Raw genomic sequence first — 16,899 nt, 5'->3', positions numbered from 1 at the left:
ATGCGGCTACTCACCCTTGTCATTGTCTGGACTGTTGTTGCCCACGTTTGTGTAGCGCAGATGACGTACCTGCCTGCCGAGCCGCCCGGTCGACCGCAGCCCGTAGTTGCCGGTATGCTGAAGGTGCGTCTCACCGCTGAGGCAGCGAGTACGGCTCAGACTGTATTTGCGTCCATGGGACTGCGAGTGGTGCGCCCCCTCCTCCCCATTGAACACTCGCTCACGTATCGTGATGTGATGGATCGCTCCACACGCACAACAGCAAAAGACTATGCGCGTGCACTGCAGATCGAGGAGCGGCTGCTGCGTTCCTATGTGGTGCAGTACGATGCCGCAACGATTCCCCCAGAGCGGTTTATCGGCATGCTGCGTGTTGGGTGTGGTCCTATCGAGTGTGCTGCTCCTTGGTGCGTGATGGAGCTTACCGGCGAACCGAATGATCCGCAACGCGATAAACAAGCGCTGCTTCGCACGATCAATGTCTTCGATGCATGGGACATTGAATCAGGATCCGACACGGTTGTGATCGGCATCAGCGATAGTGGTCTGCGTCAGGAACACGAAGACCTTGCAAGTGTCCTCTTTGATCGGGCTGGTGAGGTGGCGAACAACGGTGTTGACGATGATAACAACGGATATGTTGATGATAAACAAGGGTACAATTTCTGTGCATCGCCCGGTGACAGCACCTTTGGTAACACCTTCAATCCGAATAACAGTCACGGCACGGGTGTAGGAGGTATCTGCGGAGCAGCTGTTGACAACAACGTTGGCATCGCAGGTATCGCACGAAACTGTAGGATCTTCCCGCTTCGCACAATGCCAGATAATAGCACCGGCATCGTCTATGGGTATGGAGTCGATCCTCTATTGCGCCGTAAATGGCATCGATGTTGTGAACTGTTCGTGGGGAGGTCAATCTCCGTCATGTATTGATGAAGATGTGATCGCCTATACCATCGCACGCGGGACGGCCGTGGTTGCGGCTGCCGGAAATCATGGTAGTGCAGCTCCGTTCTATCCGGCCAGTTATCCGGGAGTGCTCAGTGTTGGTGTTGTGGATCCATACGACAACGTGATCACGATGTCCGGTCACGGCCCACAGGTAGATGTAATGGCGCCCGGACACGACTCATGGACCACGGGCAACGACGGACTCTATTTCGGCTTCTGCTGCACAAGCGGCTCCGCTCCGATCGCTTCTGCACTTGTTGCACTAGTCCGTTCGAAGTATCCGGGACTTGACCCGCTGCAGGCATGTGCAATGGTCCGCGAGGCTGTTGATGAGCGCCCATGGAAGGACATTCCGGCAACCATCGACTCTCTCCTGTTACCCCGTGGACGCGTCAATGCACTCCTTGCTGTAACGAACGATCCAGACTCGGTCGTTTCCATTGCCCTCGATACCGTTGCCTTTCGGGCAGCCAGTGGATCACAACGCTGGACGGTGGGAGACACCTTGATGGCAGCGGTCTCGATGCGAAATGCCCTTGCACCGTGGACCCTCTCCCAACGAAGTAATGTGACGTTGGCTGGTACTGCAATTCCCGGCGTGCGACCGATCACAACGTCTTCAGTTCTCAACATTTCGGCTGGCAGCGGAGCTGATGTTACCCTACCGCCCCTTGCCTTTGTTGTAGAGAGGCAGACCGATACCGCTACCTATGCAGTGCTCGACCTGCTTGGTGTTGACGCCGATGACCGTGATGTCCAACGACGCTTTTCATTCTCCATCACACCGTCTCCCGCATTCAGCACGTTGTACAATCCGCGTATGCTTGTGAGCATCGGCGATAGGGGGCGTATCGGCAACACAGACTTACAACGCGGTCAAGGTGCAGGGCTTACCTACGGCCAGTTCTGCGGTCAGCTCTATGAAGGGGGCTTGATGGTCTATGCCAATGGTCGCGTTGTAGACGCCGTGCGGGCGCGGCGAGGAGTGAACGACCACTTCCGACCGGTAAAACGATTCGTTGCACCGGATGAACATCGCGGGATCGTGCGTGATGATGATGCTCCGGATTCATTGAAGATCGGTGTTGAGGTAGAGCTGAACATTGTTCTCGATACATTGACATCGGTACTCGTCATCGATGCCACAGTTACCAATACCAGCGCAGAGACCTTGCATGATCTCTCGGTTGCATGGTTCTATGATTGGGATCTGGGCACACAGCCCGCCAAGAACACTACCTGGCTCGGCGGTGATGGGTCACAGATCGTTGCGTCAACGCAAGGTTCCGAACCCGTAGTGGTCCTGCGGTCTGCGTCGAGATATCAAGATGCTAGGCCGATCCACTGCGGTCTGGACAATACAACCACCTATGGCGGATTCACCACGGAGATGAAGCTCAACATCTTCCGGAATCCCGATACAGTGCAGTATGACGGTGAGAATGATGTGTCGGCCATCGTGGGTATGAGATTCACAAGCCCCATTCCAACCGGACATCGCAGGTCATTCCGCCATGTTATTGCGATCGACACAACTGTTGAGCTGGCAATGGATATCGCCTCTCAGAGTGATCTCGATGCTGTTCCGGTGGACACTCTCTTCACGTCGACGGGAACACGTGTCTTTCCGAACCCTTCGTCTACGGTGCTTTATGTGCCTGTTGAAGACGTTCCGGTGGGCACGGCGGTCTTTACCATCTACAACTCGTTGGGTCAGATCGTGCGCCAATTCGATGCGGAGACTGCAACCTCTGTCTTCATTCAGCCGATCGATGTGAGTGAACTGGCATCTGGGACCTATGAGATCCGTCTCTCAGACGATCTTCGATCTTGGACCTGGTCATTCGTTGTTGTTCGGTAGAGTATCTTTGACGGTATGGATATTGTTCTTACATCGGCAGCAGATGGCGTTGGTACGATCACGATGAATCGTGCGGACAAGCGAAATGCTCTCAGCGCTGAGCTCGTGGCAGGTCTGCATGCGGCTTTTCTGCAGATGGGATCCAACGAGTCGGTCAAGGTCATCGTTCTGTCAGGCGAGGGATCAGCGTTTTGCGCCGGAGCGGATCTGGCCTATCTCCAGCAGATCACGGAGAATTCGCCGTTGGAGAATTTGGCTGATTCCACAGCCTTGAAAGACATGCTGCAGTCGATCGTGGATTGTCCGAAACCCGTCATCGCCAAGGTTCATGGTGCCGCTATTGCCGGCGGATGCGGTTTAGCTACGGTATGCGACATTGTGATCGCTGGTCGTGAGAAGTCGCTCTTTGGCTATTCTGAAGTGCGCATCGGCTTCATTCCCGCAATTGTGCTTGTCTACCTCGTGCGGAAGATCGGGGACACTCAATCTCGACGATTGGTTCTTACAGCCGAGAATATCAATGCTGAAGAGGCTCTGCGCCTCGGTCTCATAACGAAGGTTGTGAACGACGAAGATCTGGAGGCCGAAACAATGTTGATGGCCCGTCAGATCGCAAAGAACAGCAGTTCTGCGATGGCCATGAGCAAGATGATGCTGGGTGCCGTGCAAGGCATGTCGCTCGATGCAGGATTACACTATGCAACAGTAATGAACGCCTTGGCACGTCAGACGGATGACTGTAAACAAGGTATCGCAACGTTTCTGAAATCACCAAAGGGATGAAGTTGTGGTAGGGAAAACATCAATTCGACGAATGTTCGTTGTAACCGCGGCCGTGTGCGCCTTGGCTTCATCCATTGCTTCGGCACAGCAAGCCAATCTCAATCTCGAAGGTTTTGTGAGAGATGAGGTCACTGGCCAACCGATAGGGTGTAAGATCTTCATCTTTACACCATCCGGTAAGCGCATCTCGATCTCCTCGAACTCCAAGGACGGGTCATACCTCCAAACGCTATCAGAAGCAGGTACACACAAGCTTGCGCTCTCCGGATACAACATCTACCGCAAGGAAGTGAATGTTGAGATCCCGGTAGCACAGAAGTATCGCATCATCAAGAATGACATCACCGTGCGGACACTCGTAGAAGGGGCTTCTTTAGGCGTTGTTCAGCACGGATTTGAAAAGAATGTTCCCGCGCTCTCAGAGCCCGGACGGAAACAGATCACGGAACTCGCTGATATTCTGCGCGCTAATCAGGAAATGAATGTCGTTGTCAACATTGCTCCTGATGAAGATCAGCTTGCAGCAATCAAGGCAGCATCCGACGCTGACTTCAAAAAAAAGCACGACGCTTGGGCAAAGGCCGTCAAGAAGGTGAAGAAGGGGCAAACACCACCTGAAGAACCTATTCGACCTGCTGATCCGGCAGATCCGAACATTCAACTAGTTCAGGACCGCATCTCATCGGTCAAGCAAATGTTGAAAGACGTTAAGTCCGGAGATGTTCGCATTTCGTATGTCTACGTTCCTCTGCCGATCTCAGCAACACCTGTTGCTGCGGCACCTGTTGCAGCCACCGACAAGAAATCGAAGAAGTCAAAGAAGGGGGCTTCCAAGGCAACCACGCCGGCGGAGATCCCAGTCACATCAGCGGCACATATCCCTACGCTGACCGTCAAGATCGGCAAGGTGAAGAAGCTCTACGATTGAGTGCCTGTGAATAACCTCTCCCCATGGGCGAGGGTCAGCGGCAGTATATTTCTCGGGCAAAAAGTAACAGAACACCGCGGTGTTCGTCTTTAAGAGGAACAGATCACGTTCCAAGGACATCCGCCATGGAAGGCAACTTTTCCAACCGTGTTCAAGACGTTATCCGGCTAAGCCGGGAAGAAGCGTTGAGACTCGGACATGACTACATCGGTACGGAGCATTTGCTCCTCGGTATCATTCGCGAAGGCGAAGGTATTGGGGTAAAGATCCTTCGCAACCTTGGCGTAGACCTCAGTAAGCTCAAACGTGCGGTTGAAGATACCGTACGGTCCATGAGTGGACCTCTAACGATCGGGAATATCCCGCTTACCAAGCAGGCTGAAAAGGTACTCAAGATCACGTATCTCGAGGCCAAGCTCTACAAATCTGACGTGATCGGCACAGAGCATCTTCTACTATCGCTTTTGCGAGACGAGGATAACATCGCCGCCCAGATCCTAGGCCAGTTTTCAGTGAATTACGATGCAGTGCGCAAGGAACTCGATGCCTACCTCAGCGGGAAGCCGAGCTCTGGTCCTCAGCGCCCAGAAAAGGGTGCCGGTCGCGCAAAATCCGCACCGGAACGGGCCAAAACACCCGTGTTAGACAACTTTGGTCGGGATCTTACAAAGCTAGCTCTCGAAGGTAAACTCGATCCGGTCATCGGCCGTGAGAAGGAGATTCAGCGGGTGGCTCAGGTCCTTTCACGTCGAAAAAAGAACAACCCCGTCCTCATCGGTGAACCGGGTGTTGGCAAGACAGCTATCGTTGAAGGTCTTGCCTTACGCATCATCGACCGCAAGGTCTCACGGGTTCTCTTTGACAAGCGTATCGTCACTCTTGACCTTGCTGCTCTTGTGGCAGGCACGAAGTACCGCGGCCAGTTCGAAGAGCGCATGAAAGCCGTGATGAACGAACTCGAGAAAGCAAAGGACGTGATCCTCTTCATCGATGAGTTGCATACCATCGTTGGGGCAGGGGGCGCCAGTGGCTCTCTCGACGCATCAAACATGTTCAAACCGGCCCTGGCCAGAGGTGACATCCAATGTATCGGTGCCACCACGCTTGATGAGTACCGCCAGTACATCGAGAAGGACGGAGCGCTTGACCGGCGGTTCCAGAAGATCATCGTTGAGCCCCCTACTCCAGATGAGGCTGTACAGATCCTTACAAATGTGAAGGATCGGTACGAGAAGCATCATGGCGTGCGGTACTCTGATGAGGCAGTTAAGGCATGTGTACTTATGGCAGACCGGTATATCACAGACCGTTTCCTGCCGGATAAGGCTCTTGATGTAATGGACGAGTCTGGCGCACGTGTACACCTGGCGCACATCCATGTACCGAAAGAGGTACTGGAACTCGAAGAGAAGATCGAAGAAGTACGCGTGTTAAAGAACAGCGTTGTGAAGTCTCAGAACTTTGAAGAAGCCGCTCGTCTCCGCGACCTCGAGAAGAAGCATCAAGCTGATCTTGAGCTCGCAAAGGAAGATTGGGAGAATAAGGCTGGAGATGTTGTCTTTGATGTAACGGAAGATGATGTTGCCGACGTGATTGCCATGATCACCGGGATCCCTGTGAACCGAATCGCAGAAGGGGAGACCGCCAAACTCTTGAAGATGGCCGAAGAACTCAAGACGCAGGTGATCGGTCAGGACGAAGCTGTGGAGCACCTTGCAAAGGCCATCCGCAGAGCTCGTGCCGGACTTAAGGATCCAAATCGTCCGATCGGTTCATTTATGTTCCTCGGACCAACAGGAGTTGGAAAGACGGAATTGGCCAAGGCACTTTCTCGGTACATGTTTGACAGCGAAGATGCTCTCATCCGCATCGATATGTCCGAGTACATGGAGAAGTTCTCCGTCTCCAGACTTGTTGGTGCTCCTCCGGGATACGTTGGGTATGAAGAGGGCGGACAACTCACGGAAAAAGTGCGGCGCAAGCCATACTCCATCATCCTGCTCGATGAGATCGAAAAGGCGCACCCTGATGTCTTCAATATCCTCCTGCAGGTCTTTGACGATGGCCAATTGACCGATGGTCTTGGCAGGCGCGTTGACTTCAAGAACACCATCATCATCATGACCTCGAACGTTGGTATGCGAGACGTGAAAGCCGGTGGAAAGATCGGTTTCACCACGGACGCCGTTGAGGATGACTATGAAAACATGAAGTCCACGGTCGAAGAAACGATGAAACGTCTCTTCAATCCTGAATTCATCAACCGTATCGATGAGTATGTGATCTTCCGTTCCCTCAAGAAGGAGCACATGTACAAGATCATCGATCTGCAGCTGAAACGTGTTCTCAAGCGACTCGAGTCTCGTAGCATTTCCATTGAACTTGCGAAGTCTGCTAAAGAGTATCTCGCAGACAAGGGTTTTGATGAGAAGTATGGTGCTCGCCCCCTTCGCCGAACGATCCAGCGTTTCGTTGAAGATCCGGTTGCAGAAGAACTCCTCAGAGGTCACTTCACGGATGGGGCTATAATCAAGGGCAAGCTCGATAAAAAAACGGGGCTCCTTGTCTTCACCGCAGGCAAGTCAAAGGGCGGTGACACCCAAGAGGAACCCGAAGAGGCCGAAGCTCACGAGGAGTGAGACTCAAACATCGCTACAAGAAACAAAGCCTCTCCCGAATGAACGGGAGAGGCTTTTTCGTTTATGGTTCAATAGCGAAGGAGAGAGAGTTTACTCTGTGTATAGGTCATCGGCATCACGTTTGACGTCGAAGACGCCGTTCGTGATGGTCACACCGGCTCCGCCCGTTGCGCTGACCATTGTGCCGGAGAATGTGCCCTTGATCTGTGAACCCACGGCTCCGAACGAGGAAACCACAACAGTACCGGATGTAGCGAGGTAGGGGACGGAGTTTGCGAACATCGTGAGAGTGCACTCACTATCGCCAAGTGCGTACGTGCCTGTGGTCTTCCCCGGTACGGTGATAACGACCATATTGGCCGATGGACCCGTTGTAACGGCTACGTCGGACCCGAGGACATATGTGACGTTGTTCTCTGTGCTGAAGCTTGCAAGAGTGTACGACGAGTAGTTCGAGTTGCCGGTGAGACCGCCACTCTTTGTGAATGTAAACGTTTCTCCTGAAGAGGTGTTCGGGTCACTTGGACTGTCGCTGCTGGAGCAGGACACCGCGATGACGGATGCAGCGATCAATACCATCGAAAGAAGGCGCGAAACAATGTTCATGTGAATATCCCTTCAAGGTGAATGAGTGAATCGTGGACAACCTAACGCCATGAACCGGTATCTTCGCGCTGTGTCTACGCAACAAGAAATACTCGTCCGGTATCTCAAACAACAGATACAGATGTACGGCACCGAAATGTACGTCGTTCCTGCAGAAACTGTCATGACGGAACGCATAGGTCAAGAAATACCGCAATTCGTAGAGGCTGAACCAATGCCCATTCGATCAAATCCCTCAGCTTGGCGATCTGCGGGCTCGCTTGCATCCTTGCATGACCAGATCCACACGTGTCTAGAGTGCCCCCTTGGACACACACGAAACTCCTTTGTGTTCGGCAGTGGGAATGAGAACGCTGATATCATGATCGTTGGTGAGGCACCTGGGGCAGATGAGGATGAGCAGGGGCTGCCATTCGTTGGGCGGGCCGGACAGCTGCTCACAAAGATCCTCGAAGCCATCGAACTTGGTCGGGATGAGGTCTACATTTGCAACATCCTCAAGTGCCGTCCACCCAATAACCGTAAGCCCCTTGTAATGGAGACGGACCAGTGCGAGCCGTATCTCTGGAAACAGATCGAGCTCGTGAAACCAAAGCTGATCCTTGCATTGGGTCTTACAGCAGCCAACACCTTGTTGAAAAACAAAGAATCAATGACGAACCTGCGCGGGAAGATCCACGATTATCAAGGCATTCGCATGCTCGTGACCTATCATCCTGCAGCCCTTCTCAGAAATCCAGAATGGAAGAAGCTCGCATGGGAAGACGTGAAGCTTCTTCGAAACCTATATGATGCACCATGAACATAGCCGTTCTCCTTGGCGGGCTTAGTCCCGAGCGAAACATCTCCTTCCTCAGTGGTCGTGCAGCTGTGTCTGCGTTGAGGGGCCGTGGTCATACCGTTGTGGCGATCGACCCTGCCCGCGGTGCAAACGGCATAGTGACCGATGATGAGCTTCAGGCAGCTACCGCTCGCGAGGTCACATCCGACGAGTTAGCGTCCTTCAGTCCGATCCGATTGATGGAGTGTATTACTTCTGACCAGTTCAACAACATCGACCTCGTCTTCCTCCTGTTACACGGGCAATACGGCGAAGACGGCTATGTACAGTCCCTCCTCGATCTGCGCGGTATTCCCTACACCGGGAGCACAATGCTTGCCAGTGCAGCCGCTATGGATAAGGGGCTATCCAAGATGTTGTTCCAAGTTGCGGGGATTCCAACCCCCTATTGGGTGAGTGTAACGCCGGAGCAAGCTGACGATAGCGATCTGCTCGGCGAGGTGATCAAGGAGATCAACGGCCCTATGGTCGTAAAGCCAAATGACCAGGGATCTACTGTCGGGATGACGATCCTCCATCGCGTGACCGAGGACGATCTGGCCGCTGCCATTCGGCTTGCCGGACAGTTCACACGATCGATCCTTGTGGAGCGGTATATCCCGGGTCGAGAGCTGACTGTTGCCGTACTGGGGAACGAAGCCTTGCCGATCATCGAGATCGAGCCGAAGGAAGGGTACTACGACTACGCGAACAAGTACACCAAGGGCAAGACAGAGTACCATTGCCCCGCAGACCTGTCAGAGGAAGTTCAGGATCACGTCCAGAATCTCGCAGTAGCTGCCCACCACATCCTTGGGTGTCGCGCCTACAGCCGCATCGACTTCCGTCTGACCGAAGACAACATCCCCTACTGCCTGGAAGTGAATACCATCCCTGGCTTCACCGAGACAAGCCTAGTCCCCATGGCCGCCCGTGCCGCCGGAATTGAGTTCGGGGAATTGTGCGAGGAGATTATACGCCTTTCGGAATAGCGAATGGCGAATAGCGAATAGCGAATAGCGAATAGCGAATAGCGAATTCAGAATAGCGGATAGCGAGTTCTGAGTTCAGAGAGGTAACATCAAGAGAACGAATCTTGAATTCGCTATTCGCTATTCTGAATTCGCTATTCAGGAATAGCTATTTTCGCACTGTGAAAAACATCCTTCTCACAGGGGTTGGAAATGCCCTTGTAGACCTCGAATACCGCGTTACCGATGCCGAGCTTCAACAGTTCGGAGTGACAAAGGGCGCGATGACATTAACAGACACCGCTCGTCAGCAAGAGATGATCACGGCCCTGGGTGACCGGGAAGCGCATCATTGCAGTGGTGGATCGGCCGCAAACACCATCATTGCGTTCGCCCAATTCGGCGGAAGTGGTGCCTACAGCTCCTTACTTGGTGCAGATCGATTCGGTGACTTCTACGCTTCGGAGTTCAAGGACCTGGGAATCGTTCTTGCTGCTGAACAGGTGAAGGGGGCAAGCACGGGATCGTGCCTGGTTCTCATTACGCCAGACAGTGAGCGGACTTTGAATACCACTCTTGCAGTGAATACCGAGTTCTCTCGCAATAACATCAGCGAAGACCTGATCAAGGCGAGCGAGTGGATCTATGTAGAAGGCTACAAACTCACCGATGACAACGGTGCTGAGGCAGTGGACCTTGCGATGTTCTATGCGCGTAAGCACGGTACAAACGTTGCTGTGAGCTGCTCTGACGGATTCATCATTGATGTATTCGGAGATAGGCTGCGCAGTGTTCTCAAGAATGCGGACCTCGTCTTCTGCAATGAACGCGAGGGGACCTCTCTTGCCGGCACAGAGACTGTGGACGAAGCATACCGCGAGTTGATCGATCGGTATCCGAATGTTGTTCTGACGGCCGGACCCCATGGATCTCGGGTACGGTGGAATGGACTCGATGTTGAAGTGCCGGCCTATAAGGTTACCTCCGTTGATACCACCGGTGCCGGAGACATGTATGCCGGTGCCTTCCTCTATGGTGTGCTTCATCGCCATCATCCGGAACATGCCGGTAGGTTGGCATCGTATGCGTCTGCACAGGTCGTTGCTCAATATGGTGCACGGCTTAAGGCAGACCATATCGAAGTGAGGGACATCGTCCTCTCTTCAGCCGATACCATTTGAACGTGAAATCTCTGCCGATCATTCTTGCCTCTGTTCTCAGTGTGTTTGCTATAACCATGGCAAGCCCCCTCTCTCTCTCAGCGCAGTCTGGGATGGAGTTTGATGAGTTCGCCCGTAAGATCGATCCATACTTTGCTGAAGACCTTATCGCGGACGTTCGGTCATCAATGCCACAAGGCTCCCAGTACCGGATCTGGGGATGGGACGTTGGTGATTTCAGCGGAGATGGCTTCTACGATCTTGCCATGTCCGTGAATATCCTCGGCACTCGAAAACGTGAGTGTGTGGTCTATCTTTTCGTTGACAATGAGGGCTTCCTTGTAAACATCTCGAAGATGCCATTGCAGTACATCGATCTCCCGCTCGAGATCGGCGTGGTCATCAAGGAGGTAACGGCGTACGTTACCCAGAAGCGCAGGGCAGAGGATTGGACCATCCGCGGATATCGGTTTGCAGAGGGAAGTGTGATCCTCGTTGACGAGTTTGTGAGCGACCGTATCGAATCGTTCGGTCACGAAACATTCCGATCCTATAAGACCCTCGAGACGCGCGAGAGATTCCTCACCTCCGAGGGTGATCCGGCCTTTGCGGCAGAGTACCTAACCATTCCCTGTTACAGCAGAGGCCGGCAGGTCTTTGCAGGTTTCGTCCCTGAAGTAGGGATCGGAGCTGTTCGAAACGTTGTGAATGGAGCCTTCTGGTGGCAAGGTGAGGAGGATGCATCATTCCGTGCGCGAGTGGTATACGATGACGATTTTCTGTATTTCCGCATCGCCGTTCGAGATTCCAGCATCATTACCGGGTGGTGCGACACCTGCGCCGCAGATAAACTTGATATTTGGTTGGATGTGACCCCGGCCCAGGAAGTAGGGGGCAATCGGTACATCTCAAAGGTCGATCGGAACAAACTTGTTGTTCGGTCAAGCAGCGATTCTGGCCTGTTCGCCTTCTCCGTTCGCATCGGTGATTTTGCCGATCGCAGACCAAGTATCAAGGTCAAAACCACCGATGAACTCGACCCTGCCCAGGAAGAAGCCGTGCAACTCGTTCGAGTGGTAACTGCGCCCCGCGTAGACGGTTACGTCGTCAAGGTCCGAGTTCCTTTTGTACTCCTTGGGTACGAAAAGGCTCCAATTGACGAGCGCAGTTTGACCGAGTTGGGGTGTACGATCGCCCTCTACGACGTTGACAACGAATTCCGAATCGATGAGACAACTGTCGTAGCCACAAGTCCTATTCAGCCCCTTAATCCCTCAACCTACGGAGCCATCAGATTCGTGCCCGAGGGGAAGTGGTATGGCGAAACATCCAACATCTACACGGATGCAGTGCTAAATGCACTGCGAGAATTGGGTTTTTAGCCCCATATCGACCTATTTTTGCGCGCCATTTCAACTCGGCTCAATAATGCAGTCTACTGATTCTGCCATGCGACAGGCTGCACCCTACCTCCTTCTGGGAACCCAGATGGCGGCCACGGTGATAGTGCTTGGCGGAATAGGGTGGTGGATCGATTCCATTGCCTCAACGGAACCGGTGATCCTCATCATCGGTGCATCGGTAGGGAGTGTTGTTGGCCTTGTTCAGTTCTTACGCTCGGTTCAACGACTGGGCGACGAAGAAAAACAACGAAAGCTTGATCAGAACGAACGGGAGTAAGTACGCGTGGATGTGAAGGGGCCACTTGTTGGTGTGCTAACGGCACTCGGTATCTGTGTGGTGAACACAGCTATTGGGTACGTTGTTTCGCGTGCCGCATTTGGCAAGGACCTGAACGTCTTTCTCGCACTTGTCTTCGGTAGTCTTGGTATCCGATCAATCTTCGTGATGGCTGCGGCGTGGTACTTTCTCAGCATCGTGCAGATGCATCAAGTGGGATTCGCTCTCACATTTGCAGTGGCATGTTTTGTACTCTTGCTGGGAGAGATCCTTTTTTTTCATCGATCGTACGAGGTCGCCAAGCGCCAAACCAGGCGTCCGGTGACAGACCTACTTAAAAAAAAAACCTCTGACCTGACGTTCGCAATAAGCACTCCATGAGTCACGACACAACACAAACGCTTCACGACAGCACCAGCCACGGGGCGCATGACACTACGGCACACGCCGCAGATCCGCATGCCAGCCCACAAGGCAGTGAGGTCTTTACCACCCTCCTCGGTTCGCTTGGTGATCACCACGAGTTGAACATCTTCTTCAATCATCTGCCGGTCTTGCCGGTGATCTTCGTTGATAATGGGCTACACGTCTACGCCAACGAACACGCGATGGAAGAAGCCGGTGTGTATTCGCTTCACACAGGCCATCCCGTTCGCGTGTCTGATGGTGGATCGCCAATGCTTGATCTCTCGGTCACGAACTTCGTGGCATACGAGTGGATCGCCATGGCGATCGTGACCATTCTGCTTGCGATCGCTCGCGGCAGATATATCAAGCAGCCGCTCGAAGCGCCAAAGGGTATTCAGAACGTGATCGAGTCCGTGGTTCTCTACGTTCGTGATGAGATCGTCCGTCCGAATGTTGGAACGATCAAGCGTACGCATCGACTCATGCCGTTCGTTCTTGGGATCTTCTTCTTTGTTCTGACGCTGAACCTTGTTGGTCTACTTCCGGGTTGCCACGCTGCAACAGGTGCACTCGAGTGACAGCTGCCTTGGCTCTGTCCACGTTCGTTCTCGTGAACTACGTTGCCATCAAGGATGCCGGTATCAAATCATGGCTGCATCACCTTCTTGGTGGCGCTCCTTGGTACATGTTCCCGATTATGGTGCCGATCGAGATCATCTCGCTGTTCACGAAGCCGTTCGCACTCATGATCCGTTTGTTCGCGAACATGACTGCCGGACACATCGTGCTGATGTCTCTCGTAGGACTCATTTTCTTCTTCAAGTCATGGTTGGTGACGCCGGTAAGTGTTTCTTTCTCGGTCTTCATCTACCTCCTTGAACTTCTTGTTGCATTCCTTCAAGCATACATCTTTGCTATGCTGACGTCCGTGTTCGTGGGTCTTGCTCTTGGTGATCACGTCAAAGACGATGGTCATCACCATGCAGACGCTCACGCACATTGATGTCATTCTTTCGAAACCAATTCACATCACTATTCAAGGAGGTTTGACTATGGATCCAGTAGCATTCGCATGGCTCTCTGCCGGTCTCGGCGTGGGCGTTACGGTTTTTGGTGTTGGTACCGGTATCGGCCGTTTGGCCGCTGCTGCTCTCGAAGCATCGAGCCGTCAACCTGAAAATGCAGGCGACATCCGCACAACGATGATCATCGGTGCGGCTCTGATCGAAGGCGTTGCCCTTCTCGCAGGCGTTATCTGCATCCTGCTGGCTGTCAAGAGCTAAGCGACGACACTACACGGCCCCGCACGTCGGGGCCGGTCGTAGTCCTCAACATGTTTGGGAACTACGACCGATGAGTTTCGTCTCTCGACTTCGCTCGAGATGACGAACCCCGTAACCCCGTATCTCCGTATCTCCGTATCTCTCAAACTCCGTAACTGAAAAACCATGCCATCATTCTTAGAGATGAACCCGGGTCTCATCATTTGGACCCTCATCAACTTCGGATTCTTCGTTTTTATCATTGCGAAGTTCTTCTACAAGCCGATGCGCCAAGGGCTTGAAGCTCGCGAGAATTCTATCGCTGAAGCGATCTCGAATGCCGACAAGGCAAACACCGAGGCACTCTCCATCTTGCGTGAGAGCAAGGAGAAGATCGCCGGTGCCCAACAGGAAATGATGGCCATCGTTCGCGAAGGCAAGGTGCAAGCAGAAGCTATGGTGCGCAAGGCTGCTGATGAGGCAGAACTTGTGAAGCAGCAGAAGCTTGCGGAGTCTGCCCGTGAGATCGAACGTCAGAAAGACGATGCGATCAAGGCGCTTCGTACTGAAGTATCAACCCTTGTTGTTGATGCAACGGAAAAGCTTCTTGGACGCAACCTTCAGGGCGACGATCACAAGCGGATCGTTGATGGTTATGTGAACGAACTCTCGAAGAACTGAGCCTACAATGTCAACACTGAAAATCGCTCGCCGGTATGCAAAGGCCATCCTCGAAACTGCGGTGGAACGAAAGATCGCAGATGAGGTGGCAAAGGACATGGAGTACTTTGGTCAGGTTGGTGACTCGTCCAAGGATCTTCGTGCAATGCTGAGAAGCCCCATTATCGATGTGAGTGTCAAGAAGCAAGTCGTTCGTGATATATTCAGCGCCAAACTGAACCCACTGACCCTCGATTTCATGATGCTGATCCTCGATAAGGGTAGGGGGCATCTCTGGCGCGAGATCGTCATGGAATACGGAGCAATGCTCGATGATGTGAAGAACATCGAACGCATCCGCGTGACGTCGGCCGTGGATCTTGCAGACCCGGAACGAGTACAAATCGAAAAGACGATTGCCCAACGACTCAACAAGACCGTTATCGCCACCTACGACGTAGATCCCACCATTCTCGGTGGTGCTGTTGTGAGAGTTGGCGATGAAGTGTTGGACGGCTCTCTTCGGCACCAATTGAGTGTGCTGAAGGAAAAACTGGCCAGCGCGTGACCCTCTCCCCGAACATGAACAAACTCTCAAGGAATCACAACGATGTCTGAAGTACGTCCCGATGAGATCTCTGCGATACTCCGTCGCCAGCTGACGGGGTTCGAAAAGGAGACCGATATTTATGAAGTAGGAACCGTTCTCCAGGTGGGCGACGGTGTTGCTCGCATCTACGGCCTCACCAACGTGATGGCTTCGGAGCTCGTTGAGTTTCCGAATGGTGTGATGGGCATGGTTCTCAACCTCGAAGAAGACAACGTTGGTGTTGTGTTGTTCGGTGAGGACTCCCTTATCAAGGAAGGTGATCAAGCACGCCGTACGGGCCGGATCGCATCTGTGCCTGTTGGTGAAGGACTTATCGGACGTGTTGTTGACCCGCTGGGAAGACCACTCGACGGTAAGGGGCCGATCAAGGAATCCGCTTTCTATCCGATCGAGCGCAAGGCTCTTGGTGTGATCGACCGCCAGCCGGTGACCGAACCGCTTCAAACGGGTATCAAGGCCATCGATGCACTCATCCCGATCGGTCGCGGTCAGCGTGAGTTGATCATCGGAGACCGCCAAACAGGAAAGACGGTTGTTGCCCTTGATGCGATCATCAATCAGCGCTTCACACATACAAAGGAAGCTGCCGATCAAGGCATCAAGCCTGTGTATTGCATCTATGTAGCCATTGGCCAAAAGGGATCCACGGTAGCCAATGTTGTGGCCACACTCGAGAAATATGGCGCTATGGCGTACACAACAGTGGTCTGCGCCACTGCTTCTGACCCTGCACCATTGCAGTTCATCGCACCGTATAGCGGTTGCTCGATGGGCGAGTTTTTCCGCGACTCAGGTCGCCACGCACTCGTGGTGTATGATGATCTCTCCAAGCAAGCTGCTTCGTATCGCCAAGTATCTCTGCTCCTTCGTCGTCCACCAGGACGCGAGGCGTATCCGGGTGACGTGTTCTATCTCCACTCACGTCTTCTGGAACGCGCAGCTAAGCTCAGCGACGCACTAGGTGGCGGCTCGCTTACTGCACTTCCGGTGATCGAAACACAAGCCGGTGACGTATCTGCCTACATCCCTACGAACGTGATCTCCATCACGGACGGTCAGATCTACCTCGAACCGAACCTCTTCAATGCCGGTGTACGTCCTGCTCTTAACGTGGGTATCTCGGTGTCTCGTGTGGGCGGTAATGCTCAGATCAAGGCCATGAAGAAGGTTGCCGGACCGTTGAAGCTGGATCTTGCTCAGTTCCGTGCTCTTGAAGCATTCGCACGTTTCGGATCCGATCTCGACAAGACAACGCTCCAGCAACTTCGTCGAGGCGCACGCCTCCTTGAAGTGATGAAGCAGCCACAGTATTCGCCTGTTCCCGTTGAAGACCAGATCGTTGTCATCTATGCAGCCTCCACAGGCTTCATGGACGAGCTTCCGGTGGAGAGCATCAAAAAGTATGAGACGGAACTCCTTGAGTTCGTCCATGCCGGTCATGCTGACATCATCGAAGGTCTGCGCGTGAAGAAGGCCCTTACAGACGAGATCGTTGCGAATCTCAATGCAACGCTCAAGAGCTTCACTGAGCGCTTCGCAGCGGCACTCGTCTAAGGT

Annotated in this window: 18 protein-coding genes; 17 read left to right on the top strand and 1 reads right to left on the bottom strand. The window is 53.3% G+C overall.

Translation table 11 applies throughout. From position 1 onward, the window contains the following. The 5 genes from IPI29_10615 to IPI29_10595 all read left to right on the top strand — a co-directional run bounded on the left by IPI29_10615 (nucleotide 1) and on the right by IPI29_10595 (nucleotide 7,165). Nucleotides 1-936, top strand: coding sequence for a S8 family serine peptidase (locus tag IPI29_10615; protein ID MBK7412994.1), 936 nt, complete (start codon nucleotides 1-3; stop codon nucleotides 934-936). Further along, nucleotides 854-2,815, top strand: coding sequence for a S8 family peptidase (locus IPI29_10610; protein ID MBK7412993.1), 1,962 nt, complete (start codon nucleotides 854-856; stop codon nucleotides 2,813-2,815). The genes IPI29_10615 and IPI29_10610 overlap by 83 nt, the downstream gene beginning before the upstream one ends. Nucleotides 2,816-2,830: 15 nt before the next feature. Further along, entirely contained in the window at nucleotides 2,831-3,598 is a 768-nt protein-coding gene (locus tag IPI29_10605) for an enoyl-CoA hydratase/isomerase family protein (GenBank protein ID MBK7412992.1), read from the top strand. 31 nt (nucleotides 3,599-3,629) lie between these two features. Continuing rightward, nucleotides 3,630-4,526 carry a hypothetical protein gene (locus IPI29_10600; protein MBK7412991.1) on the top strand — a complete coding sequence of 299 codons (897 nt, stop codon included), beginning with the start codon at nucleotides 3,630-3,632 and terminating at the stop codon, nucleotides 4,524-4,526. 125 nt (nucleotides 4,527-4,651) lie between these two features. Beyond that, entirely contained in the window at nucleotides 4,652-7,165 is a 2,514-nt protein-coding gene (locus IPI29_10595; GenBank protein MBK7412990.1) for an ATP-dependent Clp protease ATP-binding subunit, read from the top strand. A 90-nt stretch (nucleotides 7,166-7,255) separates the two neighbouring features. On the opposite strand, the gene IPI29_10590 is transcribed toward IPI29_10595, so the two are convergent. Beyond that, on the bottom strand, nucleotides 7,256-7,771 hold the full coding sequence (locus IPI29_10590) for a hypothetical protein (GenBank protein MBK7412989.1): 516 nt from the start codon (nucleotides 7,769-7,771) through the stop codon (nucleotides 7,256-7,258). 121 nt (nucleotides 7,772-7,892) lie between these two features. Between IPI29_10590 and IPI29_10585 the strand changes: the two genes are divergently transcribed. The 12 genes from IPI29_10585 (at nucleotide 7,893) to IPI29_10530 (ending at nucleotide 16,896) form a co-directional block, all read left to right on the top strand. After that, the gene (locus IPI29_10585; protein ID MBK7412988.1) at nucleotides 7,893-8,573 is read left to right on the top strand and encodes a uracil-DNA glycosylase; all 681 of its coding nucleotides are present in this window, start codon (nucleotides 7,893-7,895) and stop codon (nucleotides 8,571-8,573) included. Beyond that, nucleotides 8,570-9,583 (top strand): D-alanine--D-alanine ligase, encoded by a 1,014-nt coding sequence (locus IPI29_10580; protein ID MBK7412987.1) that lies wholly within the window; start codon nucleotides 8,570-8,572, stop codon nucleotides 9,581-9,583. Before IPI29_10585 ends, IPI29_10580 begins: the two co-directional genes overlap by 4 nt. A 161-nt stretch (nucleotides 9,584-9,744) precedes the next feature. Continuing rightward, nucleotides 9,745-10,743, top strand: coding sequence for an adenosine kinase (locus tag IPI29_10575; protein ID MBK7412986.1), 999 nt, complete (start codon nucleotides 9,745-9,747; stop codon nucleotides 10,741-10,743). A gap of 2 nt (nucleotides 10,744-10,745) precedes the next feature. Further along, nucleotides 10,746-12,104 carry a hypothetical protein gene (locus IPI29_10570; GenBank protein MBK7412985.1) on the top strand — a complete coding sequence of 453 codons (1,359 nt, stop codon included), beginning with the start codon at nucleotides 10,746-10,748 and terminating at the stop codon, nucleotides 12,102-12,104. 46 nt (nucleotides 12,105-12,150) lie between these two features. Beyond that, the gene (locus IPI29_10565; protein ID MBK7412984.1) at nucleotides 12,151-12,402 is read left to right on the top strand and encodes an AtpZ/AtpI family protein; all 252 of its coding nucleotides are present in this window, start codon (nucleotides 12,151-12,153) and stop codon (nucleotides 12,400-12,402) included. Between the two features lie 6 nt (nucleotides 12,403-12,408). Next, nucleotides 12,409-12,783 (top strand): hypothetical protein, encoded by a 375-nt coding sequence (locus IPI29_10560; protein MBK7412983.1) that lies wholly within the window; start codon nucleotides 12,409-12,411, stop codon nucleotides 12,781-12,783. After that, nucleotides 12,780-13,388, top strand: a complete 609-nt coding sequence (locus IPI29_10555; GenBank protein MBK7412982.1) for a F0F1 ATP synthase subunit A — start codon at nucleotides 12,780-12,782, stop codon at nucleotides 13,386-13,388. The genes IPI29_10560 and IPI29_10555 overlap by 4 nt, the downstream gene beginning before the upstream one ends. Then, nucleotides 13,385-13,813, top strand: coding sequence for a F0F1 ATP synthase subunit A (locus IPI29_10550; protein ID MBK7412981.1), 429 nt, complete (start codon nucleotides 13,385-13,387; stop codon nucleotides 13,811-13,813). The genes IPI29_10555 and IPI29_10550 overlap by 4 nt, the downstream gene beginning before the upstream one ends. 49 nt (nucleotides 13,814-13,862) lie before the next feature. Next, nucleotides 13,863-14,093 carry an ATP synthase F0 subunit C gene (gene atpE / locus IPI29_10545; protein MBK7412980.1) on the top strand — a complete coding sequence of 77 codons (231 nt, stop codon included), beginning with the start codon at nucleotides 13,863-13,865 and terminating at the stop codon, nucleotides 14,091-14,093. Between the two features lie 165 nt (nucleotides 14,094-14,258). Then, nucleotides 14,259-14,753: a F0F1 ATP synthase subunit B gene (gene atpF / locus IPI29_10540; protein MBK7412979.1), complete on the top strand. Its 495-nt coding sequence runs from the start codon at nucleotides 14,259-14,261 to the stop codon at nucleotides 14,751-14,753. A 7-nt stretch (nucleotides 14,754-14,760) separates the two neighbouring features. Beyond that, nucleotides 14,761-15,300 carry an ATP synthase F1 subunit delta gene (gene atpH / locus IPI29_10535; protein MBK7412978.1) on the top strand — a complete coding sequence of 180 codons (540 nt, stop codon included), beginning with the start codon at nucleotides 14,761-14,763 and terminating at the stop codon, nucleotides 15,298-15,300. Between the two features lie 42 nt (nucleotides 15,301-15,342). Further along, nucleotides 15,343-16,896, top strand: coding sequence for a F0F1 ATP synthase subunit alpha (locus IPI29_10530; GenBank protein ID MBK7412977.1), 1,554 nt, complete (start codon nucleotides 15,343-15,345; stop codon nucleotides 16,894-16,896). Nucleotides 16,897-16,899: the final 3 nt, after the last annotated feature.

Source organism: Ignavibacteria bacterium (genome assembly GCA_016707005.1).
Taxonomy (GTDB): domain Bacteria; phylum Bacteroidota; class Ignavibacteria; order Kapaibacteriales; family Kapaibacteriaceae; genus UBA10438.
Note: the sequence above shows the minus strand (reverse complement) of the source record. Positions and strands in the feature narration are given on the sequence as shown.